A 25,699-nucleotide genomic window follows, 5' to 3' on the forward strand; every position below is an offset into this window, starting at 1 on the left:
CCCGCCCCGTTTTTCCGACCGATCCTAACCTGCGTCACTGTCCATACCGCTGAAAATACGATGATATTGCGGCGGAAGAGGTGGCGATGTCGACGGATGAATCGACGGGAATGGCGAAGGACAGGCGGCGCCGGCTGATGTGTCGGCGGGCGCTGCTGATCGCCGCCGCGCTGTCGGGATGTAGCGGCGAAGCGCGGACGGTCGCGCCCACCGTGCCGCAGACGCCGCCCCGGTCCGACGGTGACGCGCGCATCGGCGCATATCAGGGCAATGCCTATCAGATCGCGCAGGGCGGACGCTATTTCGGCTGGTATGGCTGCTCGGCCTGTCATGGGGAGGGGATCGATCCGGTCCGCAATCTGGCGGATGGGCGGTGGCGGCACGGCGCGGGGTTCGCGGCGGTCTATCGCGCGATCGCCATGGGCCATGGCGGGCGTTTCGGACGGACCATCCCGCCCGAGCAATTGTGGCAGATCACCGCCTATATCCGCGACCTGCCGACGCATACGCCCGAAAAGCGTCGGCGCAGCGCCGCCGATCAGTCGGCCGAGCCGCAGGGGGCCGTGTGGCGCGGGCCGCTATAATCCTCGCCACGCTGTTGCTCGCCGGCTGTGCGGGCAACCAGTCGCCGCTCGACCCGGCGGGCGATCAGGCGTGCGCTTTGCACCGGTTGCTGGTGCTGATGACGGTCGTTTGCGGCGCGGTCTATGCGCTGGTGCTGTCGGGCGTCGCATGGAGCCTGTGGCGTGCGCGGCGACGGATGGCGTCGGGCGGTGACGACAAACCGCTCGACCGGGGGCTGTGGATGACGGCGGGGGCGATCGTGGTCGCGCTGAGCGTGCTGATCGTCGGCAGCTTCGTCGCCGACCGCGCGCTGGTCGCGACGCGCGACGATCCGGCGCTGCTGGTCCGGGTGACCGGGCATCAATGGTGGTGGCGGATCGAATATCGCGACCCTGGAACCGATCGCTGGATCGAGACCGCCAACGAACTGCATCTGCCGATCGGGCGGACGACGCGGGTCGCGCTGGGATCGGCGGATGTCATCCACAGCTTCTGGGTGCCCAATGTCGCGGGCAAGATCGACATGATCCCCGGCCGGCGCAACCAGATCGATGTGACGCCGCGCCGTGCCGGATGGTTTCGCGGCCAATGCGCCGAATTCTGCGGGACGCAGCACGCGCATATGGCGCTGGACGTAAGGGTCGACGCGCCCGCCGATTTCGACCGCTGGCTGGCGACGCAGGCAAGGCCTGCCGCACCGCAGGCGCAGGCCGTGTTCGCGCAGCGCTGCGCCGCGTGCCACCGCGTGCGCGGCACGCAGGCGGCGGGGCGGGCCGGGCCCGACCTGACCCATGTCGCGGCAAGGCGGTCGATCGCGGCGGGCACGCTGCCGATGACACGCGGCGCGCTGCAGGGCTGGATCCAGCAGCCGCAGGCGTTAAAACCCGGTACGTCGATGCCGGCGGTGCCGCTGTCGGCGGCGGAGGCGCTGGCGGTCGCCGACTATGTGGGCACCCTGCGATGATCCCGCCGCAGGACCGCATCGACCAATTGAACGCGACGTGGCGCGACCCGCCGGGGTTGCGCGGGTTCCTGACGACGGTCGATCACAAGCGGATCGCCGCGCGCTACATCGTCACCGCGCTGCTGCTGATGTTCCTTGCCGGCATGCTTGCGCTCGACATGCGCTGGCAATTGTCGGTGCCCGACAACACGCGGATGACGCCGCAGCTGTATAACGAAAGTTTCTCGCTCCACGGATCGACGATGCTGTTCCTCGTCTCGGTACCGGTGATGGAGGCGATGGCGTTCTGGCTGGTACCGCTGATGCTCGGCACCCGCAACCTGGCGTTCCCGCGCCTCGCCGCGTTCAGCTATTGGCTGTATCTGGGCGGGGTGCTGACGATGTGGGTCGCGCACGCGCTCGACATCACGCCCGATCTCGGCTGGTTCGAATATCCGCCGCTTGCCGGCCCGTCCTATTCGCCCGGCCACCGTGCCGACATCTGGGCGCAGATGATTACCTTTACCGAGGTCGCGGCGCTCGCCGCCTCGGTCAACGTCGCTGTGACGATCCTGAAGATGCGCCCGCCGGGCATGACGCTGGCGCGGATGCCGGTGTTCCTATGGGCGATGCTGATCGCGTCGATCATGACCATCCTGTCGATGCCGGCGATCATGTTGGTGACCTCGATGCTGATCGCCGACCGGCTGGTATCCACGCAGTTCTTCGCGCCCGCAGCTGGCGGCGACGTGCTGCTGTTTCAGCATCTGTTCTGGTTCTTCGGCCATCCCGAGGTCTATATCATCTTCGTCCCCGCCACCGGTTTCGTCTCGTCGATCGTCGAGACGTTCTCGCGCCGCCCGTTGTTCGGGCATAACGTGGTCGTGCTGGCGATCATGGCGATCGGCGCGCTCGCCTTCGGCCTGTGGGTGCATCACATGTTCGCGGTCGGGCTGCCGCGGCTGGGCAACAACTTCTACACCGCAGCCAGCATGGCGATCGGCCTGCCGGCGGGGCTGCAGATCTTCTGCTGGATCGCGACGCTGTGGAGCGGGCGGCCATGGTTGGCGACGCCGATGCTGTGGGTGATCGGCTTCATCGCGACCTTCGTCATCGGCGGGCTGTCGGGGATCATGACCGCATCGGCCGCGCTCGACCTGCAGCTGACCGATAGCTATTTCATCGTCGCCCACTTGCATTACGTGCTGATCGGCGGGGCGATGTTCCCGCTCTTCGGTGCCTTTTGCTACTGGTATCCCAAGGCGACCGGGCGGCTGATGTCGGAGCGCTGGGGGCGGATCGCGTTCGTGCTGATCGTCGGCGGGTTCAATCTCGGTTTCATGCCGATGCATTTCCTCGGCCTGATGGGGATGCCGCGGCGCATCTACACCTATCCGGCAGGCATGGGGTGGGAGGTGCTGAACCAGGTCGCGACCGCGGGCAGCGCGATCGCGGTGCTGGGCGGGCTGGTGTTCGTCGCCAATGCGATCGGCAGCTATTGGCGTGGTCGCCCGGCCGGGGCCGATCCGTGGCGCGGATCGACGCTGGAATGGGCGGCGGCGTCGCCTGCGCCGGCCTGGAACGTCGCCTATACCCCGATCGTCGACAGCCTGACCCCGATGTGGAACGATGGACGCTCGATCCGGGTGCTCGACGGGATCGCGATCCACCGGCGCGAGGTGCTGGTGACCAGCGTCACCGATGCCGAGCCGATTTATCGACAGGAAAGCGCCTCCCCCTCGATCTGGCCGCTCGCCGCAGCGCTCGCCACGTCGGCGATGTTCATCGCCAGCATCTTCACCCCCTGGGCCGTTGCGATCGGGGCGGTGCCGATCGCGATCACCCTGATCGGTTGGTTCTGGCCTGCCCGGCCGCGCGCGGACAGCGGGCCACTGGCGGTGGCGCCATGAAGTTCGGGCGCGGGATCGAGATTGCGGGCGACCTGTCGCACCTGCCCGCCAGCACCACCGGACCGCGCCATCTGGTGTGGTGGGGCAATATCGGCTTCATGCTGATCGAGGGGACCGGCTTCGCGCTGGCCGCCGCAGCGTATCTCTACCTGATGACGCAGCACGGACGCTGGCCGCCGGCGGGCGATGCGGTGCCCGACCTGTTCTGGGGCGCGGTGTTCACCATTGCCATGCTGCTCACCACCATTCCCGATGCCTGCCTGTTGCGCTGTGCGCGGCGCAGGCATCTGGCGGGGGTGCGCTGGGGCATGCTGGCGATGGCGGTGTTGTCGCTGCTGCTGATGATCCCGCGCGCGTTCGAATTCGCGCATCTGAACGTCGCTTGGCACCGCGATGCCTATGGATCGGTGCTGTGGCTGTTACTGGTGCTGCACACCACCCACCTCGTCACCGAAGGCGCGGAGACGGCGGTGCTGTCGGTCTGGCTGTTCACCCACCAGGTCGGCGACGACCAGTTCGCCGATGTCGAGGACAATGCCAATTACTGGACCTTCGTCGTGCTGTGCTGGTTGCCGCTCTATGTGCTGATCTATTGGGCGCCGCGGGCGACATGAGCGTCCGCGCCCGCGCCTGGACGGCGATCGCCGTGCCGCCGTTCAGCTGGTTCCTGTTCGAACAGGGGCTGTCGGCACTGCTCCATGCCGATTGCCGGCGTGCATGGGTCGGCGTGGTCTGGGGCGTCGCCGCCGCCGGACTGTGCGCGGGCGTGGCGTGGCGGGTGTGGCACTTGCGGCCCGCGGTCGGCGAACGGGGCGATGTCTGGCTGGCCCGACTGGCGCCGATGATCGCCGCGCTGTTCACCCTCGCGATCGCGTTCCAGACGCTGGCCGTGCTGCTGGTGCCGCCATGCGTGCGGTGAGGCTTGCCGGCTGGGCGATGCTGGTGGCGGCGGTGCCGGCATGGGCGCACGATACCGGCGCGCCGCATGACGAGCCGCCGGGCTGGACGCTCGACCCGCTGATCTTGTTGCCGCTGCTGCTGGCGGCGGGTGCGTTCGCGGTCGGGTGGCGGCGGCTGTCGCGCCGGTCGCGGCTTGGAGAGACCGGGTTGCGGCGATCGGCGGGGCGGTTCGGCACGGGCTGGCTGGTGCTGGCCGGTGCCCTGCTGTCGCCGTTGCACGAAGCGGGCGAGCGGTCCTTTGCGGCGCATATGTTCGAACACGAACTAATCATGCTGCTCGCCGCGCCGCTGCTGGTCCTGTCGCGACCGCTGGCGGTGATGCTCTGGGCATTTCCGGCCGGGCCACGCAAGCGGATCGGCGCACTGGCGGCGGCGCCCGTGGTGCACGGCGCATGGCGGACGCTGTCGGCGCCGGTTTTCGCGACGGTGGCGCAGGCAGCGGCGCTCTGGCTGTGGCACGCCCCGGCGCTGTTCGACCGGGCGTTGTCGGGATCGGGGTGGCATGCCGCGCAGCATCTGAGCTTCTTGGTCACCGCGCTGCTGTTCTGGAGCGCGATGTTCGCCCGCCGCACGGCGCCGGGCATTGCCGCCCTGTGCCTGATCGTCACCTCGATCGTGTCTGGGGCGCTGGGGGCGCTGATGGCGTTCGCCGAAAGTCCCTGGTACGCCGGCTATGCTCGCTTCGCCTTCGCCCCGTTCGGACTGTCGCCGGTCGAGGATCAGCAGATTGCCGGGCTGTTGATGTGGGTGCCGGGCGGGCTGGTCCATGCCGGCGCGGCGCTGGTGATCGTGCGGCGGCTGTTGCGGCCGGCCCATGCGTAGCCGCCGGGTCCCCGCCAGCCTGATCTGGCTGGCGATACTGGTCGCGGCGGCGATCGGCGTCGCGGTGGTGGCGGGTGCGACGCTGTATTGGCAAACGCGCCACGCCGCGCGGGTTCAAGCCGATGCGATGACCGGCGGCGACGGGGGGCGGGGCCGGATCGCGATCGTCCGCTACCAATGCGGTGCCTGTCACGTGATCCCCGGCATCGACGGCGCGACCGGCCAGATCGGCCCCGACCTGACCGAGATCGGCACCCGGACGATCATCGCGGGCGAATGGTCGAACGATCCCGACACGCTCGCTCGGTTCATCGCCCATCCGCAGCGATTGCGGTCCGGTGGGGCGATGCCCGAGTTGGGCGTCACCCCGGGTGAGGCGCGCGACATCGCCGCCTATCTCTACGCCCGGTGACGCTCTACGCCCGGTGACCCCCGCCGATCAGCGGCCGGCCAGTGCCGCGTCGAGGTCAACGCCGGCGGCCTGCCAGTCGGTGCGGGTCTTGCAGACGCGGGGGGTGATGCGCGACCCGATCCGTTCGACGCGGAAGCAGTAGCGGGCATCGGGCGCCGCCTTGTACGCGACGGCGGCGGGACCGGCGGCCAGCGTCACGGTCAGCGGCAGTGCCGATGCGGTCGCGGCAACGGGGCTGGGCGCCGGGGCGGCGTTGGGTTCGGCGGCCTGCGCCGAGGTGGCGGCAACCAGGCCGAGGACGATCGAAGTGGCGAAACGGATGGCGGTCATGATGCTGTCTCCCTGTGCAATTCCGGTGTGTTCCGGGGTTGCCAGTATCTTTGCAGCGACCGTGCCAGTTCTGAAAAATGGCGGGAATGCGTGGGTTTGAGGCTCGGGGCAGGGGGAGTTGGTGTGTTTCGCCGCCAAAGAACGGTGTAAAATCCCATGCTTTGGGAATGGCTAGTCGGGCCGCACGACCGCGGCGAACTCCGCGCGCAGAAAATCGAGTTTGGGGTCGATATAGCGGCGGCAGAACGGGCGGTTCGGGTCGGTCCGGTAATAGTCGCGAAAACGCTCCTCGGACGGTTTGAAGTCGCGAAGCGGCAGGATCAGCGTCCGCGCCGCTTCACCGCGTTCCGCCGCGACGCGGGCGATGACCGTAGCGGCAACGTCGTCCTGACCCGCTTCGCAGACATAGACGGCGCTGCGATAGCGGCCGTTGGGTGAATAGCCGCTGCCGCCCGAATGGGTGCGCAGATGCACCTCGATCAGCGTGTCGAGCGGCAGCATGACGGGATCGAAGGTCGCGACCACGCCCTCCGCCCACGCGTCCAACGGCGGATCGGCGCGCAGGAAACCCTGATCGACCTGCATCACCCCCCGCAAAGCCTGCACGACGCCCTCGGTACACCAATGGCAGCCACCGCCTAGGCCGATGCGCATCATTCGTGGCGAAGCGCGTCGATCGGATTGAGCGAGGCGGCGCGACGCGCAGGGAAATAACCGAACACGACCCCGATCAGCGCCGACACCCCGAACGCCAGCGCATTGACCTGCGGCACGAACAGGAACGGCAGGTCGCTGGCGATCGACAGCCCGGCAACCGCCGCCTGCGCAATCAGCAGCCCGATCAGTCCGCCGAGACAGGACAGGGCGACCGCCTCGACCAGAAACTGCAGCAGCACTTCGGAGGCGACCGCGCCGATCGCCAGGCGGATGCCGATCTCGCGCGTGCGTTCGGTCACCGACACCAGCATGATGTTCATGATCCCGATCCCGCCGACCAGCAGGCTGATCGCCGCCACCGCCGACACGATCGTCGTCAGCAGCGTCGTGGTGCTGGTGATGGTGGCGGAGATTTGCGCGGTGTCGAAGATGTTGAAGTCGTCTTCCTTCCCGCCCGAGATGTTGCGCCGTTCGCGCAGCAGCTGGGTAAGCGATTGCTGGACCTGTGCACCGTCATAGGCGGGGTTCACCCCGACCAGGATCAGGCGGATGTCGCGATTGCCGGTGAAGCGGCGCTGCACCGTCTTGATCGGCATGATGACGACATCGTCCTGATCGCCGCCGAACCCGGCCTGTCCACGCGTGCTCAAGGTGCCGATCACGTCGCAGCTGACATTGCCGATGCGGAAGCGGGAACCCACCGCCTCGCCACCGCCGAACAAATTGGTGCGCACGGTATTGCCGATGATGCACACCGCCTTGCCCGCCGCTTCCTCGGCCGGGGTGAAGGTGCGTCCCGACACCAACGGCCAGGGCTGGACGGTGAAATAGGCGTTGGTGGTGCCGTTGATCGTCGTCGACCAGTTGGCGCCGTTATAGATGGCGGTGGCGGTCGATTGCGCCTGCGGGGCGACGGCGGTGACGCCGGCGATCTGGTCGTGGATCGCTTCCACATCCGCCTCGTCGAAATCGGGCGGACGCGGCCCGCCACCGCCGCGCCCGAAGCCTTGGCCGGGGCGGACCTGGAGGATGTTGCTGCCGAGGCTGGCGATGTTGGACTGCACCGCGCTGGTCGTGGCTTGGCCAAGCGTCGAGATGGTCACGACGGCTGCGACGCCGATGATGATGCCGAGCGTGGTGAGGAACGAGCGCAGCTTGTGGCGCAGGATCGAGCGGATCGCGAGGAGGAAGGTGGTGCCTAGCATCGGGTTGTCCCTCCCCAAAAATTGCCGTTCGGTTCGAGCAGCGATCGAGCTTGTCGAGAGCGCGTGTCGAGAACGGGGTTCCGCTGGGGCGACCTATGTCGGTTCCGTTCGGGGCTGGCCGTTCTCGACGGACGCTTCTCGACAGGCTCGAAGCTGCTCGAACCAAACGGGAGGCGTGGGGAGGGGGGTTGGAGACTCATGACGCCACCACCTCCCCCTGCGCATGGTTGGCCTCGATCCGCTCGACCAGCCCGTCCTTGAAGTGCACCACCGTCCGCGCGAACGCGGCCATATCGGGTTCGTGGGTCACCATCAGCACGGTAATGCCGCTCGTCCGGTTCAGGTCGGTCAGCAGCCGCATAATCTCGACCGATCGTTCGGAATCGAGATTGCCGGTCGGCTCGTCGGCCAGCAGCACGTCGGGATTGGTGACGATCGCGCGGGCGATGGCGACGCGCTGTTGCTGTCCGCCCGACAGTTCGGCGGGGGTATGGTCCCACCATTTGTCGAGCCCGACCTTTTCGAGCGCCGCAATCGACGCCCGCCGCCGCTCCGCCTTCGCATCGCCGCGATAGAGCAGGGGCAGTTCGACATTTTCGAGTGCGGTGGTGCGGCTGAGCAGGTTGAACCCCTGAAACACGAAGCCGAGATAATTGCGCCGGAGCAGCGCGCGCTGGTCGCGGTTCAGCCGTTCGACATGGTGGCCGCGGAACAGGAAGATGCCGCCGGTCGGCACGTCGAGACAGCCGAGGATGTTCATCGTCGTCGACTTGCCCGATCCCGACGGTCCCATCACCGCGACGAAATCGCCTGCGGCTATGTCGAGGTCGACACCTTTAAGCGCCTGAAACTGCGTCGCACCCTCGCCATAGCTTTTGGTGACGCCACGCAGTTGGATGAGGGGGGCGTCAGTTGCCACGCGGACCCCCGCCGCCCTTCGACGCGCCGCCCTTGCTGCTCTTGCCGCTGGGGTCGGCCAGTTGCGCGGTGATGACCTTCATTCCCGCTCGCAGACCCCCGCCGGTCACCTCGGTCATCGCACCGTTGCTGTTGCCGGTGGTGATCTGCACCGGTTGCGGCTTGCCGTCGTCGCCGAGGATATAGACGGTCTGCTGCGACCCGCGACCGATCGTCGCCGCCTTCTCCTGCCCGCCGCCGCGCCGCCGCCGGGGCGGACCGAAAGCGCTGGCGAGACCGCCGCCGCCCGCCGAGGCATCGCCGTCCTGCGGGCGGAAGCGCAGCGCGGCATCGGGGATCAGCAGCGCGCGCGGGCGTTCCAGCGTCACGATCTCGGCCGTCGCGGTCATGCCGGGGCGCAGCTTCAGGTTCGGATTGGCGACCGACAGCGTCGCCGCATAGGACACGACCTGTCCGGTGGTGCTCGCCGCACTCGTCGTGCTGCTGCTCGTGGAGGATTGCGCCGACAGGTTGGAGCCAAGGTCGACGCGGGTGATCTTCGCCGGGAAAGTTTCCCCGGGGAAAGCATCGACAGTGAAGTCGGCGCGTTGGCCGTCCCTGACCTGTCCGACATCGGCCTCGTCGATCGCGACCTCGAGCTTCATCTGGCTGAGATCCTCGGCGATGACGAACAAAGTCGGGGTGTTGAACGACGCGGCGACGGTCTGGCCGGGTTCGACCTGCCGCGCCAACACCACCCCATTGACCGGCGAGCGGATGATCGCCCGGTAGCGCTGCGTCTGGCTGGAATTGAGCTGCGCGCGCGCGGCGACGACGTTGGACTGCGCCTGTCGCACGCCCGCTTCGGCGCGCTGCACCGCCGCCTGTTGCGTCTGGAGTTCGGTGGCGGAGGGGACCCGCCCGCCCGACAGGCGGCGGACTTCCTCGAGCCGCTGCAACTGCGCGCGGGCTTCGGACAAGGTCGCCTGTGCGGTCGCGACCTGTGCCTGATTGGCGCTGACCTGCGCCTGCCCCTGCCGGATCGCGTCGTCGAGCTGTTCGGGATCGATCAGCGCCAGCGGTTGCCCGGCGCGGACCCTGTCGTTGACGTCGGCGACGACCTGCGTGACGAGGCCCGACAGCTGCGATCCGACCTCGACCTGGTTGGTCGGCGCGAGCTTGCCGGTGGCCGAGACGGTGACGGTCAACGGCGCCTGTCCGATCACGCTCGTCGCATATTTCGGTGCGTCGTCGCCCTTCACGCAGCTGCGCACCGCGAGGCCGAGCAACACCACGCCCAGCGCGATCAGTGCCCATTTCAGCCATTTGCGCCAGCGCGGTTGCGCCTTGACGCGCAGGAACTGATCGAGATCGGGGTCGGTCGGATCGGCCATCAGCGGTCCTTGGTATATTGGGCGCGGTCGGGGGTCGGGGCGGTGACGGGGTCGGGGATGGCGGCGTCGCTCCATCCGCCACCCATCGCGGTCATCAATTGGACGAGTGCGGTCGCCCGGTCGGCCCGCGCCTGCACCAGCCCGTTCTGCGCCGACAACAGCGACGATTCCGCCTGGTTGAGCGTGGTGAAGTCGGTCAGCCCCGATCGATATTGCAGCCGGGAGAGCAGCGCGAAATTGCGCGCGGCATCGGCGGCGACGGTGAATTCCCGCTCGCGCGCGGTGGCGCTGTCGAGCGAGACGATCGCATTCTCGACATCCTCCAGCGCGGTCAGCACCGTCTGCTTGTACGCGGCGAAGGCGGCATCGGCAGCGGCGCGCTGTCCCCGCACCTGCGCGCGCAGCCGCCCGCCATCGAAGATGGTCTGCGCGATCGAGGCGAACAGGCGGCCGTTGATGATGTCGGTCAGCGCAGTGAACGACGTCGCATTGGTATCGACCGTGCCGCCAAGACTGAGCGCAGGATAAAGTTGCGCGGTCGCTACCCCGATCTGCGCGACGGCGGCGGCGAGGTTGCGCTCGGCCGCCAACACATCGGGACGCAGCCGCAGCGTGTCGGCGGGGATGCCGGTGCCGATCCGCGCATCGGCGCTCGGGATCGCGGCGGCCCGTGCCATTTCGGTTCGCAGCGCGCCGGGGGCCTGCCCGGTCAGCACGCCGAGACGCGCGACGGCGGCGGCATAGCTCGCCTCGATCTGCGGCAATTGCGCGGCGGTCTGCGCGCGGGCCGTGCGCGCCTGTTCGACATCGAGCGAGGAGACGAGACCCGCCTGCACCCGGAAACCGGCGATCTCCAGATTGTCGTCCTGCAGCGCGATCGAGGCGCGGGCATTGGCGAGCTGTGCCTGCGCAAGCCGCGCGGTCAGATAGTTGCGCGCGATCTCCGACTGCACCGACAGCAGCACTGTCGCATAGTCGTAGCGGGTAGCGTCCAGCTGCGCCCGGCTCGCGGCGATACCGCTGGCAATGCCGCCGAAGATGTCGGCGGTGTAGCGCGCATCGCCCCCGACCGAGAAACTGTCCGACGCGCCGATATTGCGCTGGACGATGGTGCCGTCGGGCAGGGTGGTAGTGCCGCCGCCGCCGCGCAGCACTTCGAGGCGCGAGTAGCTGCCCGAGGCGGACAGTTGCGGGAACAGCGACGCGCGGCTCTGCACCAGCTGCTCGCGCGCCTGCCGCAACCGCGCGACCGCCTGCGCCACGTCGAGATTGTCGGCGGCGGCGCGGTCGACCAGCGTGACCAGCAACGGATCGTTGAACCGCGCCCACCAGCGCGTCAAATCCTCGCGCGGCGTCTGGCTTTTCGCTACCGAAAAGGCGGGCGGCACGCCCAGCGCAGCATCGACCGGCGCGTGGTACGCGGGGCCGGTGGTACAGGCACTCGCCAGTAACGCGAGGCCAAGCAAGGCGGTTCGGCGCAACATTGATAAACGATATGGCCGAACCGCGGCATCGTCCAGCACGAAACTGTCGCAGTTTGTCGCGATCGTTTCCGGCGGGTAATGATCCGAAACGGAGGCGACACCCGCAAATTCCGCAACATGGTAGCCCGCCGTTAACGCCATCGCGCTAAGCTTCGACTCAACCGGGTGAAAGTGGCGAGTAAGCATGGCAGACAGTATTGGCGCACGGGCGCTACGGTTTCTCGATGCGCAAAAGCTGGATCACAGCCCCGAACATTATGCGTTCGCCTATCGCTATCTAGCTGGCGTCGATCGGGAATTTTCCGATGCGGTCGACCGCGAGATCGAGGGCGGGGTGCGGCTGCGCGAGGAAGCGGTGCGCGCGCTGATGCCCGAAACCGTCTCGCCCTTCACCGACGGCACGTTCGATCGGCTGACGATCCAGCTACTCGAACTGCTGACCCAGGTCGCATCGGCGACCGGCGGGCTGAACCAGGACCTGACCCGCACCGCCGCCGAACTGGTCTCGGCCGAACCGCACCAAATCCAGCGGCTGGTCGTCTTCATGATCGAACGCACGGCACAGGCGGAAAGCTCGCTGTCGGCGGCGCTGCAACAGGCGCAGGTGCTGCGCGACACGCTGAACGGCGTGCGCGAGGAAATGGGGCGCGATCCGCTGACCGGCCTGCCGGGATGGGAGGCGATGGTCGAACGCCTCGATGCCTGCCTGACCGCGATCGGCCATTGTTCGGTGGCGGTGGTCGATATCGACCAACTCGACGAGTTCGTCGCGACCCACGGGCCGGCGATGGGCGACCGGGTGCTCAAGGCCGCGGCGATGACGCTGAAGGATGCCTGTGCCCCCTATCAGGTCGGGCGCTGGGGCGACGCGTCGTTCCTGACCGTCATCGACGAACCCGATCTGGCGACCGGCATCGCGCGTCTGGAAAGCGCGGTCGCCGAAATGGCGTCACGTCACCTGAAGGTGCGCGAGACCGACGAGCCGCTGGGACAGGTCACGCTGTCGGCCGGCGTCGCGACCAGTCGCGGGCGGCTGCCGCGCGACGTGACCAAGGCGGCGGTGCGCCTGTCGCGCAAGGCCCGCAAACAGGGCGGCAACCGCGTGCTGGCCGAAGCGCGGCTGATCGAGATCGCCTGACGATCGTCGCACAGTATTGGTTCGCACGATTACTTGCGGGGCGTATTGCCGCGGCAAGTCGAACCGTCGCCGCTGCGGCAATGATCGAACGTTCGTCCGCGGGCGCCGGCGGACCGTCGCAACGGTACGGTTTTGCGCGCTGCCGCGGCGCAGCGAACAGGGCTGCTGACAAGCAATTTGATGAGATATTATAACTCGTTGCGAATCATGGTAAACGGGCCGGCAAAGTAGCGCACAACGCTTGCCGGCAACCCGGCAAATCGGTGCCGAGGCGCCATTTTCGGCTACGACGAAACGTTCCGATCCGTCGATGAAATGCATTGCACGATTTCGGTTCCTTCGACTGTGCCAATTTGGCGCGAATCTTGAACGTCTCATCGCCGGACTATCGACGGTGAAGGAGGCTTCGCTTAGCGCCACAATAACGGCAACGAACTTCGGGGTCGTGCTGATCGCGTGACAAGTAACGCGGTCGGCGGTGTCTGCCTGTATCGTTGTAACAAGTATTTCCAAAAGTCGTATTATGGATCGGGGGAGAGCGGCCCGGTCGTCTTCGGACGGCATGCTGTCGCATGTTTGGCAACAATCTGAATCTAGCAGTTCGAGCGGGGATTTTGATGACTATTTCTAGCCTGGTTTCTAACGGTGAACTATTCTTGCAGGGGACCTATCTTGGGATAGGGATCAACGAATGGGGAGGGCTCGGCACGACCAAGAATGCTCCGAAGGGGTATGAAACCGATTCGGATTCCGGCTTTCTGCGGATCGGCATGTTCGCCGATCTCGACGGCTTCGATAAGGGTTCGAGCACGACGCTCGACGACGCGCTGCTCCAGGGCCGTTCGATCGAAGGGTTCAACGTCGGCTATAATATCGGTTCGACGAAGGTTGTGCAGAGCAACCAGCTGCTGACCGGCTATTACCAGATCAAGGGCACGCTGAGCGATGCCTCGGGCAAGGGCAATGGCGTCGCCAACTGGGCCGGCTCGACCAAGGACGATCTGGCCATCGCGCAGAAGATCACCTTGGCCGACGACGCGAAATACATCCGCATCGACGTCACGCTGACCAACAATTCGTCGTCGACGATGAGCGACGTCCGCTACATGCGGACCGCCGACCCCGACCAGTCGGGCAAGTTCGCGACCGCGAACAAGATCGAACAGCAGGACGACAAGGGCGCGCTGGTGACGGCGATGCTGCAGAAGGACACCCCCTTCTTCCTGTATTCGCAGGACTCGCGCGCCGACGCCTCCTTCTACGGCTTCGTCAATCTCGATCCCTATGCGTCGAAGGCGACTTCGCAGGCCGAGGGTTATGCCAGGACCATCGACGAGACGCTGAACCTGACCTTCAGCCTCGGCACGCTGAAGGCTGGCCAGTCGACCAAGATCACCATGTATATGGGCGTCACCGACAATCTGAAGGCGACGATCGCGCAGATCGACAAGGGCGCGGACACCACGCCCACGCCACCGCCCCCGCCGCCCGTCGAAAATCTCGCGCCGGTCGTGGGTTCGGATGCGTTTTCGGGTAAGGAAGACGGCCGTTTGTCGGGCAACGTCCTGTCGAACGACCGCGATCCCGAAGGAAAGGCGCTCACCGCCAGCCTGGTCGATGGCCCCAACAACGGCACCATCCAGTTCTCGGCCGACGGCTCGTTCGTCTATGTGCCCAAGGCCGGGTGGAGCGGCAGCGACAGCTTCGTCTATGCGGCGTCGGACGGCGTCAACAAGACGAACGGCACCGTAAAGCTGACCGTCGAAGCGGCGCCGGTCGTCGTCGATCCGATCGTCGACCCGGTGCTCGACCTGCTCCAGAGCTACAACATCATCAACGGCAGCGGCACCGCCAACGAAGTGCTCAAGGGGACGACCGGTTCGGACGCCTTCTACTTCGCTTCGGGCGCCGTGTCGGGCAACGACCGGATCGTCAACTTCGGGTCGGACGACCTGCTGGTGATCGACAAGAAGCTCTACGACTATAACAACGACAATTACATCGGCCTCAGCAACAACCGCCTCACCCTCGACGCGACCGGCGATACGGTGCAGATCGAGGGCGTGTCGGCGCTGCGTCTGCTCGGCAGCGATGGTGAGGGCAACTTCATCTATCGCGACGACAGCGTCCGTCCGCGCGGTGCGAAGGAAGGCACGTTCGGCGACAACGTCTTCTGGGGCGACGCCGCCGACAAATCGAAGAACGTATTCTTCTTCGACACCCGTCTGGGCGTCGATCTGGGCGACGACACGATCAATCACTTCGGCAAGCACGACCTGATCGTGACGACCACCAAGCTGTTCGACGGTAACAACGACGGCATCATCATGGGCAGCAAGGGCAATATCTCGCTGCCCGACGGCACCGGCTCGATCACCATGACCGATGTCGATGGCAATGCGCTGACCAAGGTCGAGTATGACGGATCGGTCACCAATGACGGCGTGACCTATTACGTCTATTCGCTGATCGGATCGGATGCCGGGGTCGGTGGCCTCGTCCTCGCCTGATCCGGTACCATAGGTCGCCGAAACGGGCGTCGATGCGCTGGCGACAGCGGATCGGCGTCCGTTTCCGTTTGGGCGACGGAAACGCGCTGGTCCGCGGCCCCTACGTTCCGCTATGCAGGCGGCAACGATGAGGGAGGGGTCATGTCGCTGAAATTCCGGGGCCGGTCGCTCGTGGCCGCCATGTTGCTTGCCGCGTTGCCGGCGCTCTCCGTGGCGCATGCGCAGGTCGCGCCAACGCCGGCGCGCGCGGCATCGGGCGTCTCCGCCGAACGGATGGCGCGGCTGTCGGCGCTGCTGAAAGCCTATGTCGGTCAGGGGCGGATCGCCGGCGCGGTGGTGCAGATCCAGCAGGACGGCCGCACCGTCTATGCCGATGCGGTGGGCTGGCGCGACAAGGAAGCCCGCGATCCGATGCGGCAGGACGCGATCTTCCGCATCGCGTCGCAGACCAAGGCGCTGACCAGCGTTGCCATCCTGATGCTGATGGAGCAGGGCAAGCTGTTGCTGTCCGATCCGGTCGGCAACTATCTGCCCGCGTGGCGTAAGACGACGGTCGCGGTCGCCAACGACCAAGGCGGTTATGACGTCGTTCCCGCCAAGCGCGCGATCACCATCCGCGACCTGCTGACCCACACTGCCGGCATTTCCTATGGGGGCGGCCCGGCCGAAAAGGCGTGGCGCGATGCCGGCATCTTCGGTTGGTATTTCGCCGATCGGAACGAACCCGTCGCCGATGTCGTCGAGCGGATGGCGGCGCTGCCGATGGCCGAGCAGCCGGGCACCAAGTTCGTCTATGGCTATAACACCGACATATTGGGCGTAGTGGTCGAAAAGATCAGCGGACAGAAGCTGGACGCCTTTCTGAACGAACGGCTGATCGGCCCGCTCGGGATGCGCGACACATCCTTCTATCTGCCGCCGGCCAAGGCGGGGCGGCTCGCCACCGTCTATGCCGTCGACCCCGCCGGGGTGCGCCGCAATCCCGATCCCGGCGTATGGGAAGGCGGCGGCCATGTCGGGCAGGGCCATTATCTGCGGGGGCCTCGCGTGGCGCTGTCGGGCGGCGCAGGGCTGTTGTCGACCGCGGCCGATTACAGCCGCTTCCTCGAAATGCTCCGGCGTGGGGGTGAATTGGACGGGCGGCGCTATCTTGGCCGCAAGACGGTCGAGCTGATGACCAGCGACCAGTTGGTCGACATCCCCTACGAACCGGGCAAGGGCTTCGGTCTGGGGTTCAGCCTGCGCACCGATCTTGGCAAGGCGGGCGAGCCGGGATCGGTCGGCGAGTTCGGTTGGGGCGGCGCCTATCACAGCAGCTACTGGGTCGATCCGGCCGAGCGGCTGACCGTCGTCTACATGACCCAGCTGCTGCCCGCCGGGAATATCGATGACCATGGCAAGCTGCGCGCGCTGATCTATCAGGCGCTGCAATAGAGGCTAACCCAGGATAGCGAACGATTTCATGCCCTTGCCAAGCCCCGCCCGCCCCCTATGGTAGCGGTAACGAAAAGAGTTGGGAGGGGTTATGACCGTAGGTCGCATGGGCGCCATGGTGGCGGCGTTGCTCGCGTCGAGCATGCCGGCATGGGGACAGAGCGCGCCGCCGCCCACGCCGGAGCTGCGGCTCGACCGGTCGGATTATTTCGAGGCGCCGGGCGTCAACTGGCTCATATTCTCGAACGTCAATGAAGGGCTGTTCGCCGATGCCAAGATCAGCGGCGTCGAGCTGATCCAGCAGGGGGTGCGCACCGCGACCAACGGCGACGTCCGCCTCGCCGCTACGCCGGGACAATGGGACCCGGCCGGCGCCTTCGTCCGCCGCCGGGTCGACAAGGCGGCGGGCGTGATCGAAGCGGTGATGCGCTATCCCGACTTCGATTACACCGTCCGTGCCGAGCGCCGCGGGGGGAAGGTCGTGCTGTCGGTGATCCTCGACAAGCCGCTGCCCGCGGCGATGGTCGGGAAGGCCGGGCTGAACCTCGAATTCATACCCTCCGCCTATTTCCATCGCAGCTACACCGCCGATGGCCGGGCGGCGCTGTTCCCGCGCTATCCCGCCGATGCGATGACGCTGACCCCCGAGCGCAATCTGGCGAGCGGGCGTAGCGATGGCCCCGGCGCCGAACCGCAGCCCTTTGCCACCGCGCGCAGCCTGACGCTCGCGCCCGAGGACCCTGCCCACCGCGTCGGCATCGCCACGCGCGAGGGCATGCTGGCGCTGTTCGATGGGCGTAATCAGGCGCAGAATGGATGGTATGTCGTCCGGCAACTTCTGCCCGGTGGCCGTACCGGCAAGGTCGTCGAATGGACGCTTGACGCCAGCAGCGTGTCCGACTGGCTGCGCCCTCCGGTGATCGGCCATTCGCAGATCGGATACCGCGCCGATGGCCCCAAGATCGCGACGGTCGAGCTCGACCGCGACGACAAGCGGGCGCTGAAGCCCCGGCTGCTGCGGCTGAACGCAGCGGGGAGGTTCGTGCCCGTTCCTGGCCCGGTGGCGAAGGACTGGGGCAGCTACCTACGCTATCGCTACACGCAGCTCGATTTCAGCGGGGTCACAACGCCCGGCACCTACGCCATCGACTATGGCACCACGCGCAGCGCGCCCTTCCCGATCGGGCCGGACGTAATGGCGGGCATCTGGCACCTGACCAACGACATCTATTTCCCGATCGCGATGGACCATATGCTGGTCAACGAAGCCTATCGCGTCTGGCACGGCGACCCGCACCGCGACGATGCGCGACAGGCGCCGCTGAACCATGAGCATATCGACCTGTATCGGCAGGGGCCGACCACCGACACGCGCTTTCAGCCCGGCGAGCATATTCCCGGTCTTGCGGTCGGCGGGTGGCTCGACGCCGGCGACTTCGATATCCGGACCCAGACGCAATATCAGGTCGTGCGGCAGCTAGTCGATGCGTGGGAGACGTTCGGCATCGATCGCGATACCGTCGCGGTCGATTGGGACGCGCGCAAGGTCGAGATGCATGTCCCGGACGGGGTGCCCGACATATTGCAGCAGATCCGCCATGGCAGCGTGCAGTTGCTGGCGCAGTTCGATGCGGTCGGCCATGCGATCCATGGCATCGTCGAACCCGATGTCGGCCAGTACACCCATCTGGGCGATGCGGCGAGCAAGACCGACGGCCTGATCTATGACGCGAAGCTCAAGCCCTATCAGCGCGCCTATGATGCCAAGGGCGGACGCAGCGGCACGCCCGACGATCGCTGGGCCTTCACCAGCAAGGCGACGGCGCTGAACTATGGATCGGCGGCGGCGCTGGCGGCGACCGCGCGGGCGTGGAAGGACCGCGATCCAGCCTTTGCCAACCGCTGTCTCGACCGGGCGATCCGCGTCTGGGCGGACGAGCATTCGCACGCGCCCGACACGTTCCGCCACGGCAACACCACCGGCGGCCCGATCGAGGAGGAGGAATTCACCGCGGCGGTCGAATTGCTGATCGCGACCGGTGATCAACGCTATGTCGAGCGGGTGCAGGCGCTGACCCCGGCGATGCTGCGCCGGTTCGACGCGACCGCGACGCTGATCGCCAAGGTCGTGCCGCACATGCCGGCCAGCTACCGCGCGACGATCGAACCCGCTGCGCGCGACTGGGCGAAGCGGGCGGCGGCGATGACGAGCGCCAACCCGTTCGGCGTGCCGATCACCGCCGGGGGCTGGGCGGGGAGCGGCGCGGTACTGGGCTTCGGCCTCACCGCCGATGCGCTGCACCGCGTGTTCCCGACCATCGTTGATACCGCGCCGGTGCTGCGCGCGCTCGACTTCATCCATGGCCATCACCCGGCATCGGCGAAGTCGTTCGTTTCGGGCGTCGGCGCGGAGTCGAAGGAAGTCGCCTATGGCAGCAACCGCGCCGATTTTTCGTTCATTCCCGGCGGCGTGGTGCCGGGCGTGCTGCTGCTCAAACCCGATTACCCGGAAAACCGCGACGACTGGCCGTTCTTCTGGGGCGAGAATGAATATGTCGTTCCCGAAGGCGCCATGTACCTGACCCTCGCCAACGCCGCCGCGCGCATCGGGGGCGGCAAGTGAGCGTGCGCCGGATCGCCCTTGCCGTGCTGCTGCTCGCCGGCCCGGCGCTGGCGCAGGACAGTAAGCAGGCGGCGCAGGTCATTGCCGGAGCCGCCGCCACGACGCCGCAGCGGCTGACGCTGGTCGACATCCCGAAGCCCGCGGGCCGCAAGATCGCGCTGTTCGACGGCAGGACCCTGAAGGATTGGGAACCGTGGCTCGGCTATGCCGACCCGGCGCTGACCTACCAGAACCCCGCCATTCAGCCGATCGGCACGAGCCGCGACACCAAGGGCGATTTCGCGGTGCGGATGGTCGATGGCGCGCCGGCCATCTGGGTGAGGGGCGAGACCTGGGGCAGCTTGGTCCACCGTGCCGATCTGCGCGACTATCACCTGCGCCTGCGCTTCAAATGGGGGGCGAAGACCTATGCCCCGCGCGAAACGCAGCCGCGCAACAACGGCCTGCTCTACCACACGCACGGCAAGCCCGGCGAAGTGTTCGGGACGTGGCGCCCCTCGGCCGAGTTCGAGATCATGACCGGGTCGACCGGCATGATCGTCGCGGTCGGTGGCAAGGTGCGCGGCCATACCGAGGTCGCCTTCGACCCGTCGCTGATCGCGCCGCATCTGCGCTACCGCGCAGGCGGGCGCACGATCGATATCATCAACGGTACCCCGACCTGGAACGTCGAGGCGGCGACCGACGCCGAACGGCCGGTCGGGGAGTGGAACACGCTCGACCTCTATGTCGTCGGCGACCGCGCGGTGCATGTCGTCAACGGCGTGCCGGTCGCCGAGGTCCGCGACCTCGCCACCATCGCTGCCGATGGCAGCCGCCAACCGCTGACCCATGGCCGCGTCCAGTTGCAGTCGGAGGGGGCGGAGACGTGGTTCCGCGACATAACGGTCGAGCCGATCCGGGCCTTGCCGCGTATCGTAGTCGGCGGGGCAGGGGGATAGGGTCCCCTTCCAGTATCCCCGCGAAGGCGGGGATCCAGGGCGACATCCGCAAGCCATTGTTCTGTGAGACTCTGGACCCCCGCCTGCGCGGGGGTACGAGAGGGTTCCGGGATAGGGAGGGGGGCCTTCGCGGAGGTCGCGCCTTCGCGGGGGTAGGGGATTCACCCGCGTCGTCAGCCATCGCGATCCGGCAGTCGAAACCGGTCGCAGCGCACGCTGTTCGTCGCGCGATCAATCCGTGCGACAGCGGGGCTGTCGCAGATCACCAGCAGGTCGCGGCCGCCCTCGGGCCGGTCGAGCAGCACCAGCCCCTCGGGATGATCGTCGCCGCGGCCGAAGGGCAGGTCGATGATCCGCTTCGGCCGGTGCCGCCGCACGACCTGTTCGTGCTGCGGCGGGTCGCCCAGCCAGTCCTTCCACCGATAGACCGCGCACGGCCCGTCGAGGCCGGTGGTCGGGCCGGCGAGGATCAGCAGGTCGGCGCCGTCGCGCTTCAGGTCGCGGATGCCTAGGCCGTCGAGCTCGAGGATGCGGATATGCAACGGACCGAGGATTTTGAGCCGTCCGGTCCGCGTCGGCACCACCTCCACCTCCAGCAGCACGGCATGGGTCTGGATCACCGGCCCGCGCATGCCGATGGCGATGCGGTTGCCCGCCACCGCGATCCCCTCCAGATCAACGCCGCCTTCCTTCGCGGCGATGCGGGTGAACGGGCGGAGCAGCGGGCTTTCCTGCAGCATCCGCGACAGCCGATTGCCATATTTGGTCTGGCGCAGCATGCCCGCGCGCCGATCGCCGTCGCGCCGGACGGGCAGGACCGCGCCGTCGGTGTCGGTGTCGGGTGCCAGCGGCAACCGCGCCAGCAGGCAGCGCGGCCGGGTATGTTTCAGCGTCGCGAATTTCGTCAGATCGATGCGGTTGTCGCCCCCGCCGCCGATCTTCGGCCGGGTGCGGGCATGCGACCCGAGCACCCAGAGCCAGCCATTCTCCTCAGCCAGCCCCTCGATATCCGCCTCGCCCGACGCATCGAGGTCGAGGATCGCATCGAGCGGGAAGCGGCGATGCCGTCCCCAGTCGCCATCGCCATCCCCGATCAGCCGTTCCAGCCGGACGCCTTCGTCGCTGCCGAGAAACATCGTCCGCCCGTGCCGCGCCGCCGCCGACAGGTCGAGCGCCGGATCGTCGGCCGTGCCGCGTTCGGCATCGAGGATCAAGCGTTCGGTGCCCGCCGGGGCGGTGGTGGCGGGCCATGGGGTCGTCGGGTCGGGCATAGGCGAAACCTTTCGCGGACGAACGGCATTGTTCCGATCGATCAGGCTAGGGGCGATCGCCCTGTCGCGAAAGGCCCTGCGGTCGGTCCCGGCGGCACCCATCGGCGGTCGCGACGTTTTGCCGGTATGATCCTGCCCGTCTTTCCTGCATGAGCTGAACCGATGACCGAACTCTGGAACCATATCGTCGCGGACTTTGCCAATATCGGCAGTCCGTCCGCGCTCGCCGCCTTCGGGCAGGTCGTACTGATCGACGTGATGCTCGCCGCCGACAATGCGATCGTCGTGGGAGCACTCGCCGCCGGCCTCCCCGCCGACATGCGGCGCAAGGTGATCCTGATCGGCGTTGGGGCCGCGCTGCTGCTGCGCGTCGCCTTCGCCCTCGTCGTGACGCAGCTGCTGCAGGTCACCGGTCTCGTCTTCGCCGGCGGGCTGCTGCTGGTGTGGGTCGCGTGGAAGATGTGGCGCGAACTGCGCGACCATGACGACACGCCGGGCGAGGACGGGACGCTGAAGGCCGCTGCCCCGCGCACCTTCGCCAGCGCCGCCTGGGCCGTTGCCGTCGCCGATGTCTCGATGAGCCTCGACAACGTGCTGGCCGTCGCCGGTGCGGCGCGCGACCATCCCGGCATCCTCGCCATCGGCCTGATCCTGTCGGTCGCGCTGATGGGGGTGGCTGCCAACGTGCTGGCGCGCGTGATCGAACGCTATCGCTGGGTCGCCTATATCGGCCTTGCCGTCATCGTCTATGTCGCGCTGAAAATGATCTATGAAGGGCTGACCGACCCGTCGCGCGGCATCCTCGCGCTGTTCGGCTGATCGGTCCGGAGCGGACCTGAACCATAAAGCTACCCCGTTCGTTACCGAAGCGATATCAAATACCTGGAGGGCCTGCTCTCCATCGCATCGGATTACCGGCGGGGACAGCGACATGGCACGACTTTACAGGACAGGACCGGCAGCCGGGCAGGGCGGACGCGGTCGTTGACCGCGCCCCCGATCGCGATCTGCATCCCGGCGCGCGACGAGGCGGATCGGCTGCCCGACCTGTTCGCCGCGCTCGACCGGCTGATCGTGCCGCCGGGGATCGCGGTGACGTTGTGCCTGCTGCTCGACGGCGGCAGCGATGCCAGCATGGCGCCGATCGCCGCCTATCGCACGGCCGGCTGCCACCGCCTGGTCGTCGAGGTCGCCGATCGTGGGCCGCCCAATGCCGGGCGCGCGCGTGACCGGGCGATGCGCCTGGGGCTGGCGAGCGTGGGGCAGGGGGATGCGATCCTGCTGACCAGCGATGCCGACAGCCTGCCCGCGCCCGACTGGCTGGTGGCGATGACCGTGGCGCTCGACCAGGCCGACCTCGTCGTCGGCGACGTGGTCCGCAGCGGCCGCGGCGGCAATCGCGATCAGGACCGGATCGAGCGCCATTATGCCGGCCTCTATGCGCTACGCCGCCGCATCGATCCGGTCGCGTGGGAGGCGCCGGCCGTGCACCACCATGCCAGCGGCGCCAATATGGGGCTGCGCGCCGCGACCTATGTCGCGCTCGGCGGGTTCCTGCCGCTGGCGCGCGGCGAGGATGCGCGACTGGTCGACGATGCCGCGCGTGCGGGCATGCGGGTCCGGCGCGACGCGGCGAGCATCGTCCATACCTCCGACCGGCGGGTCGGGCGGGTGCAGGGCGGGCTGGCGACCAATTTGTGTGCGCTCGATCGCGACGGGCTGGGCGCGGTCAGCGTCGCGCATCCCGCCGACCAGCTGTGGCAATATCGGCAGCACGCGGTCGCGCGCCGTGCCTTTGCCAGCGGCGATTTTGCGGCGATGAGCGGAGTTATCGGGCTGGATACCGATCATCTGCTCGGCGTCGCGCGCGACTGTCCCAATGCCGAGGCGTTCGCGATGCGGGTGGTGCCGGTGCCGCCGGGCGGAATGCGCCACATCCCTTTCGTTGCCGCCGAAGCCGCGCTCGCGCTGCTCACCGCCAGCCCGGCGGCGGCGGCGGCGGCGGCATGAGCGGCCTGCGCGACCGGATCGCCGCGCTGACCGGCGAACTGGGCGATCCTGCCGACCCGATCGACGCGCCGGCACTGCTGACGCTGTTGCGGCTGCTCTACCGCGTCGGTCGCGAGGACCTGCCGCTCGGGCGGTTGTTCGAGGGGCATGTCGATGCCGCGCAGATCGTCGCCCGCTATGGCACTGCCGCGCAGCGCGACCGGCTGAGCGCGATCCTGCGCGACGGCGGGGCGCTGGGGGTGTGGAACGCCGACCTGCCGGGCGACGGGCTGCGGCTCGAGGGTGACATGCTCCATGGCGGCAAGAGCTTCGCCTCGGGCGCTGGCATCCTCAGCCATGCGCTGGTCAGCGTCGATGCGCCGGGCGGGCGGCAATTGCTGCTGCTCGACCTTGCGCGCGTGGCGCACAGCATCGATCGCAGCTTCTGGCGGGTGGTCGGCATGCAGCGATCGGAAACGCATATCGTGCGATGGGCGGAGTCACCGATCGCCCCCGACGACCGGATCGGGATGCCCGGCGACTATGTCCGCGAACCCTGGTTCAGCGGCGGCGCGCTGCGCTTCGCGGCGGTGCAGGCGGGCGGTATCGCCGCGATCGTCGACGGGGTGCGCGACCATCTGGTCAAGACCGGCCGCGCCGGCGATCCGCATCAGGCGGGGCGGCTGGCGCGGATGTACGGACTGGGCGAGGCGGCGGCGGGGGCGGTGCGGACGGCGGCGGCGACCTGGTTCACCGACGAGGCGGCGCGCTTGCCGAGCGTGTCAGCCGCCCGCGCCGCGGTCTATGCTGCGGGGGGCGAGGCGATCGCGGTTGCGCAGGAGGCGGTCGGCGTGGCGGCATTGTTTCACGACCATCCGCTGTCGACGACCATCACCGACCTCGCCATGTATCTGCGCCAGCCCGGCCCCGATGCGCAGCGGATGCTGGTCGGTGCGGCGGTCGCCAATGGCACGCTGACGGTAACCCTGTGATCGGGGCAAGGTCGCTGCTGATGGTTGCGCCGCATCCCGATGACGAGACGATCGGCGCGCATGCGCTGATCGCGCGGGCACGGCGGCGCGGGGTGGCGGTTCGCGTGCTGATCGTCAGCGACGGCGCGGGATCGCACCGCAGCAGCCCGACCTGGCCGCGCACGCGACTGGTACGCGAACGCCGGCGGGAGACGCGACGCGAGCTGCACCGCATCGGCGTGACCGCGGGTGCGATTGGTTTCCTCGACCTGCCCGACGGCGATGTCTCCGCTCATGGCGGTACGATCCGCCGCGCGATCGCACGGGCGCTGTCGATGCTGCCGGCACCGGTGCTGGCGCTGGCCCCGTCGCCGCGCGACGACCATCCCGATCACCGTGCGGTCGCCGCCGCCGCCCGGCCGCGCGGCGGGGTGCGTTGGCGCGCCTATCCGGTGTGGCCGGCGGGGCAGCGCCTGCCCGCCGCCCGCAGGGTGCCGCTGACGGCGCAGGAACGCCTCGCCAAGCGCCACGCCATCCGCCGCTACCGGACGCAGACCGGGTGGGTCACCGACGATCCGCACGGCTTCGCGCTAACCGCCGGACAGATCGCCGCGTTTAGCCGTCCCGCCGAAATCCTGGGCGCGATGCGGCGATGAGAGCAATCACCCTCGACGGGTTCGAGCGGACCTTCGCCGCCGATCCCGATCCGTGGCAGACCTTTTGCAACCGCGACGAGGCGGTGAAGCGCGGCGCCATCCTGCACGCGATCGGGGCGGGGCCATGGGGCCGTGTCCTCGAACTGGCGGCGGGCAACGGATCGAACAGCTTCGCCATCGCCCCCCGCGCCCTCCGCCTCGATGCGACCGAGGCGACCGGGACGGGGACGGCGTTGGTCGGAAAGGCGCTGGCCGGCAAGCCGCGCGCCCGTGCGATCCGCCTCGCGGTCCCCGCGAGATTGCCGCGCACGACCTATGACGTCGTGGTCGTGGCCGAGCTGCTCTATTACCTGACGCCCGATGCCATGCGGCGCACCGCGCGCGACGTGGCGGCGGCGCTGCGGCCCGGCGGCAGGCTGGTGCTCGCGCATCACCGCATCGACTTTCACGACTTCGCCCAGCATGCCGCACCGCTGCACGCCCGGTTTCTGCGCGCAACCGGTCGTGACTGGCGGGTGCGCCCCGTCCATCGCAACCGCCGCTGGGCGGTACTCGCCTGCACGCCGATCTAGCGCGAGCCGGACCCAT

Annotated in this window: 24 protein-coding genes; 17 read left to right on the forward strand and 7 right to left on the reverse strand. The window is 67.9% G+C overall.

What is annotated here, in order from left to right; all coding sequences use genetic code 11:
* Positions 1 to 86: 86 nt before the first annotated feature.
* From ACTHQV_RS15515 to ACTHQV_RS15545, 7 genes are read left to right on the forward strand one after another with little or no spacing between them, the layout of a single operon-like run.
* Positions 87 to 584, forward strand: a complete 498-nt coding sequence (locus ACTHQV_RS15515; protein WP_440491539.1) for a c-type cytochrome — start codon at positions 87 to 89, stop codon at positions 582 to 584.
* Complete coding sequence (locus ACTHQV_RS15520; RefSeq protein WP_440491540.1) at positions 566 to 1,528, forward strand: cytochrome c oxidase subunit II; 963 nt, start codon at positions 566 to 568, stop codon at positions 1,526 to 1,528. The genes ACTHQV_RS15515 and ACTHQV_RS15520 overlap by 19 nt, the downstream gene beginning before the upstream one ends.
* Positions 1,525 to 3,417 (forward strand): cbb3-type cytochrome c oxidase subunit I, encoded by a 1,893-nt coding sequence (locus ACTHQV_RS15525; protein ID WP_440491541.1) that lies wholly within the window; start codon positions 1,525 to 1,527, stop codon positions 3,415 to 3,417. Before ACTHQV_RS15520 ends, ACTHQV_RS15525 begins: the two co-directional genes overlap by 4 nt.
* Positions 3,414 to 4,031 (forward strand): cytochrome c oxidase subunit 3, encoded by a 618-nt coding sequence (locus tag ACTHQV_RS15530; protein WP_440491542.1) that lies wholly within the window; start codon positions 3,414 to 3,416, stop codon positions 4,029 to 4,031. The genes ACTHQV_RS15525 and ACTHQV_RS15530 overlap by 4 nt, the downstream gene beginning before the upstream one ends.
* Positions 4,028 to 4,336, forward strand: coding sequence for a hypothetical protein (locus tag ACTHQV_RS15535; protein WP_440491543.1), 309 nt, complete (start codon positions 4,028 to 4,030; stop codon positions 4,334 to 4,336). Before ACTHQV_RS15530 ends, ACTHQV_RS15535 begins: the two co-directional genes overlap by 4 nt.
* Positions 4,324 to 5,199, forward strand: coding sequence for a cytochrome c oxidase assembly protein (locus tag ACTHQV_RS15540; protein WP_440491544.1), 876 nt, complete (start codon positions 4,324 to 4,326; stop codon positions 5,197 to 5,199). Before ACTHQV_RS15535 ends, ACTHQV_RS15540 begins: the two co-directional genes overlap by 13 nt.
* Positions 5,192 to 5,611, forward strand: a complete 420-nt coding sequence (locus ACTHQV_RS15545) for a c-type cytochrome (RefSeq protein WP_440491545.1) — start codon at positions 5,192 to 5,194, stop codon at positions 5,609 to 5,611. The genes ACTHQV_RS15540 and ACTHQV_RS15545 overlap by 8 nt, the downstream gene beginning before the upstream one ends.
* 27 nt (positions 5,612 to 5,638) lie before the next feature.
* Here the strand turns inward: ACTHQV_RS15545 and ACTHQV_RS15550 are convergent, their stop codons facing one another.
* The 6 genes from ACTHQV_RS15550 to ACTHQV_RS15575 all read right to left on the reverse strand — a co-directional run bounded on the left by ACTHQV_RS15550 (position 5,639) and on the right by ACTHQV_RS15575 (position 11,578).
* Positions 5,639 to 5,941 carry a hypothetical protein gene (locus tag ACTHQV_RS15550; RefSeq protein WP_440491546.1) on the reverse strand — a complete coding sequence of 101 codons (303 nt, stop codon included), beginning with the start codon at positions 5,939 to 5,941 and terminating at the stop codon, positions 5,639 to 5,641.
* A 171-nt stretch (positions 5,942 to 6,112) separates the two neighbouring features.
* Positions 6,113 to 6,598: a peptide-methionine (S)-S-oxide reductase gene (locus tag ACTHQV_RS15555; RefSeq protein WP_440491547.1), complete on the reverse strand. Its 486-nt coding sequence runs from the start codon at positions 6,596 to 6,598 to the stop codon at positions 6,113 to 6,115.
* Positions 6,595 to 7,803, reverse strand: a complete 1,209-nt coding sequence (locus ACTHQV_RS15560) for an ABC transporter permease (protein ID WP_440491548.1) — start codon at positions 7,801 to 7,803, stop codon at positions 6,595 to 6,597. Before ACTHQV_RS15560 ends, ACTHQV_RS15555 begins: the two co-directional genes overlap by 4 nt.
* A 196-nt stretch (positions 7,804 to 7,999) precedes the next feature.
* Positions 8,000 to 8,722 (reverse strand): ABC transporter ATP-binding protein, encoded by a 723-nt coding sequence (locus ACTHQV_RS15565; protein ID WP_440491549.1) that lies wholly within the window; start codon positions 8,720 to 8,722, stop codon positions 8,000 to 8,002.
* Positions 8,712 to 10,094 carry an efflux RND transporter periplasmic adaptor subunit gene (locus ACTHQV_RS15570; RefSeq protein ID WP_440491550.1) on the reverse strand — a complete coding sequence of 461 codons (1,383 nt, stop codon included), beginning with the start codon at positions 10,092 to 10,094 and terminating at the stop codon, positions 8,712 to 8,714. The genes ACTHQV_RS15565 and ACTHQV_RS15570 overlap by 11 nt, the downstream gene beginning before the upstream one ends.
* The gene (locus ACTHQV_RS15575; protein WP_440491551.1) at positions 10,094 to 11,578 is read right to left on the reverse strand and encodes an efflux transporter outer membrane subunit; all 1,485 of its coding nucleotides are present in this window, start codon (positions 11,576 to 11,578) and stop codon (positions 10,094 to 10,096) included. The genes ACTHQV_RS15570 and ACTHQV_RS15575 overlap by 1 nt, the downstream gene beginning before the upstream one ends.
* Before the next feature lie 184 nt (positions 11,579 to 11,762).
* Here ACTHQV_RS15575 and ACTHQV_RS15580 point away from each other — a divergent pair, with 184 nt between their 5' ends.
* The 5 genes from ACTHQV_RS15580 to ACTHQV_RS15600 all read left to right on the forward strand — a co-directional run bounded on the left by ACTHQV_RS15580 (position 11,763) and on the right by ACTHQV_RS15600 (position 20,224).
* Positions 11,763 to 12,716 carry a GGDEF domain-containing protein gene (locus tag ACTHQV_RS15580; RefSeq protein WP_440491552.1) on the forward strand — a complete coding sequence of 318 codons (954 nt, stop codon included), beginning with the start codon at positions 11,763 to 11,765 and terminating at the stop codon, positions 12,714 to 12,716.
* Positions 12,717 to 13,333: 617 nt separating this feature from the next.
* Positions 13,334 to 15,226, forward strand: a complete 1,893-nt coding sequence (locus tag ACTHQV_RS15585) for an Ig-like domain-containing protein (RefSeq protein ID WP_440491553.1) — start codon at positions 13,334 to 13,336, stop codon at positions 15,224 to 15,226.
* A gap of 141 nt (positions 15,227 to 15,367) precedes the next feature.
* Positions 15,368 to 16,660, forward strand: a complete 1,293-nt coding sequence (locus ACTHQV_RS15590) for a serine hydrolase domain-containing protein (RefSeq protein ID WP_440491554.1) — start codon at positions 15,368 to 15,370, stop codon at positions 16,658 to 16,660.
* A 91-nt stretch (positions 16,661 to 16,751) separates the two neighbouring features.
* Entirely contained in the window at positions 16,752 to 19,283 is a 2,532-nt protein-coding gene (locus ACTHQV_RS15595; RefSeq protein WP_440491555.1) for a glycoside hydrolase family 9 protein, read from the forward strand.
* Positions 19,280 to 20,224, forward strand: a complete 945-nt coding sequence (locus ACTHQV_RS15600) for a 3-keto-disaccharide hydrolase (protein ID WP_440491556.1) — start codon at positions 19,280 to 19,282, stop codon at positions 20,222 to 20,224. The genes ACTHQV_RS15595 and ACTHQV_RS15600 overlap by 4 nt, the downstream gene beginning before the upstream one ends.
* Before the next feature lie 173 nt (positions 20,225 to 20,397).
* Here the strand turns inward: ACTHQV_RS15600 and ACTHQV_RS15605 are convergent, their stop codons facing one another.
* Positions 20,398 to 21,495, reverse strand: coding sequence for a DUF3616 domain-containing protein (locus tag ACTHQV_RS15605; protein ID WP_440491557.1), 1,098 nt, complete (start codon positions 21,493 to 21,495; stop codon positions 20,398 to 20,400).
* A gap of 162 nt (positions 21,496 to 21,657) precedes the next feature.
* Between ACTHQV_RS15605 and ACTHQV_RS15610 the strand changes: the two genes are divergently transcribed.
* From ACTHQV_RS15610 to ACTHQV_RS15630, 5 genes are all read left to right on the forward strand, one after another.
* Entirely contained in the window at positions 21,658 to 22,314 is a 657-nt protein-coding gene (locus tag ACTHQV_RS15610) for a YjbE family putative metal transport protein (protein ID WP_440491558.1), read from the forward strand.
* Positions 22,315 to 22,479: 165 nt separating this feature from the next.
* Complete coding sequence (locus tag ACTHQV_RS15615; protein ID WP_440491559.1) at positions 22,480 to 23,505, forward strand: glycosyltransferase; 1,026 nt, start codon at positions 22,480 to 22,482, stop codon at positions 23,503 to 23,505.
* Positions 23,502 to 24,476 carry an acyl-CoA dehydrogenase gene (locus tag ACTHQV_RS15620; protein ID WP_440491560.1) on the forward strand — a complete coding sequence of 325 codons (975 nt, stop codon included), beginning with the start codon at positions 23,502 to 23,504 and terminating at the stop codon, positions 24,474 to 24,476. The genes ACTHQV_RS15615 and ACTHQV_RS15620 overlap by 4 nt, the downstream gene beginning before the upstream one ends.
* 20 nt (positions 24,477 to 24,496) lie before the next feature.
* Entirely contained in the window at positions 24,497 to 25,111 is a 615-nt protein-coding gene (locus tag ACTHQV_RS15625; RefSeq protein ID WP_440491561.1) for a PIG-L deacetylase family protein, read from the forward strand.
* Positions 25,108 to 25,683 (forward strand): class I SAM-dependent methyltransferase, encoded by a 576-nt coding sequence (locus tag ACTHQV_RS15630; protein WP_440491562.1) that lies wholly within the window; start codon positions 25,108 to 25,110, stop codon positions 25,681 to 25,683. The genes ACTHQV_RS15625 and ACTHQV_RS15630 overlap by 4 nt, the downstream gene beginning before the upstream one ends.
* The last annotated feature ends 16 nt before the right edge of the window (positions 25,684 to 25,699 follow it).

The organism is Sphingomonas sp. SAFR-052 (assembly GCF_051965015.1).
Lineage (GTDB): Bacteria > Pseudomonadota > Alphaproteobacteria > Sphingomonadales > Sphingomonadaceae > Sphingomonas.

Bases quoted from the DNA above. Each gene is read 5' to 3' on its own strand.
- ACTHQV_RS15580 (WP_440491552.1), top strand. From the start codon at position 11,763: ATGGCAGACAGTATTGGCGCACGGGCGCTACGGTTTCTCGATGCGCAA.
- ACTHQV_RS15515 (WP_440491539.1), top strand. From the start codon at position 87: ATGTCGACGGATGAATCGACGGGAATGGCGAAGGACAGGCGGCGCCGG.
- ACTHQV_RS15550 (WP_440491546.1), bottom strand. From the start codon at position 5,941: ATGACCGCCATCCGTTTCGCCACTTCGATCGTCCTCGGCCTGGTTGCC.
- ACTHQV_RS15605 (WP_440491557.1), bottom strand. From the start codon at position 21,495: ATGCCCGACCCGACGACCCCATGGCCCGCCACCACCGCCCCGGCGGGC.
- ACTHQV_RS15535 (WP_440491543.1), top strand. From the start codon at position 4,028: ATGAGCGTCCGCGCCCGCGCCTGGACGGCGATCGCCGTGCCGCCGTTC.
- ACTHQV_RS15610 (WP_440491558.1), top strand. From the start codon at position 21,658: ATGACCGAACTCTGGAACCATATCGTCGCGGACTTTGCCAATATCGGC.
- ACTHQV_RS15590 (WP_440491554.1), top strand. From the start codon at position 15,368: ATGTCGCTGAAATTCCGGGGCCGGTCGCTCGTGGCCGCCATGTTGCTT.
- ACTHQV_RS15625 (WP_440491561.1), top strand. From the start codon at position 24,497: ATGGTTGCGCCGCATCCCGATGACGAGACGATCGGCGCGCATGCGCTG.
- ACTHQV_RS15525 (WP_440491541.1), top strand. From the start codon at position 1,525: ATGATCCCGCCGCAGGACCGCATCGACCAATTGAACGCGACGTGGCGC.
- ACTHQV_RS15560 (WP_440491548.1), bottom strand. From the start codon at position 7,803: ATGCTAGGCACCACCTTCCTCCTCGCGATCCGCTCGATCCTGCGCCAC.
- ACTHQV_RS15530 (WP_440491542.1), top strand. From the start codon at position 3,414: ATGAAGTTCGGGCGCGGGATCGAGATTGCGGGCGACCTGTCGCACCTG.
- ACTHQV_RS15545 (WP_440491545.1), top strand. From the start codon at position 5,192: ATGCGTAGCCGCCGGGTCCCCGCCAGCCTGATCTGGCTGGCGATACTG.
- ACTHQV_RS15540 (WP_440491544.1), top strand. From the start codon at position 4,324: ATGCGTGCGGTGAGGCTTGCCGGCTGGGCGATGCTGGTGGCGGCGGTG.
- ACTHQV_RS15570 (WP_440491550.1), bottom strand. From the start codon at position 10,094: ATGGCCGATCCGACCGACCCCGATCTCGATCAGTTCCTGCGCGTCAAG.
- ACTHQV_RS15620 (WP_440491560.1), top strand. From the start codon at position 23,502: ATGAGCGGCCTGCGCGACCGGATCGCCGCGCTGACCGGCGAACTGGGC.
- ACTHQV_RS15585 (WP_440491553.1), top strand. From the start codon at position 13,334: ATGACTATTTCTAGCCTGGTTTCTAACGGTGAACTATTCTTGCAGGGG.
- ACTHQV_RS15555 (WP_440491547.1), bottom strand. From the start codon at position 6,598: ATGATGCGCATCGGCCTAGGCGGTGGCTGCCATTGGTGTACCGAGGGC.
- ACTHQV_RS15630 (WP_440491562.1), top strand. From the start codon at position 25,108: ATGAGAGCAATCACCCTCGACGGGTTCGAGCGGACCTTCGCCGCCGAT.
- ACTHQV_RS15595 (WP_440491555.1), top strand. From the start codon at position 16,752: ATGACCGTAGGTCGCATGGGCGCCATGGTGGCGGCGTTGCTCGCGTCG.
- ACTHQV_RS15575 (WP_440491551.1), bottom strand. From the start codon at position 11,578: ATGTTGCGCCGAACCGCCTTGCTTGGCCTCGCGTTACTGGCGAGTGCC.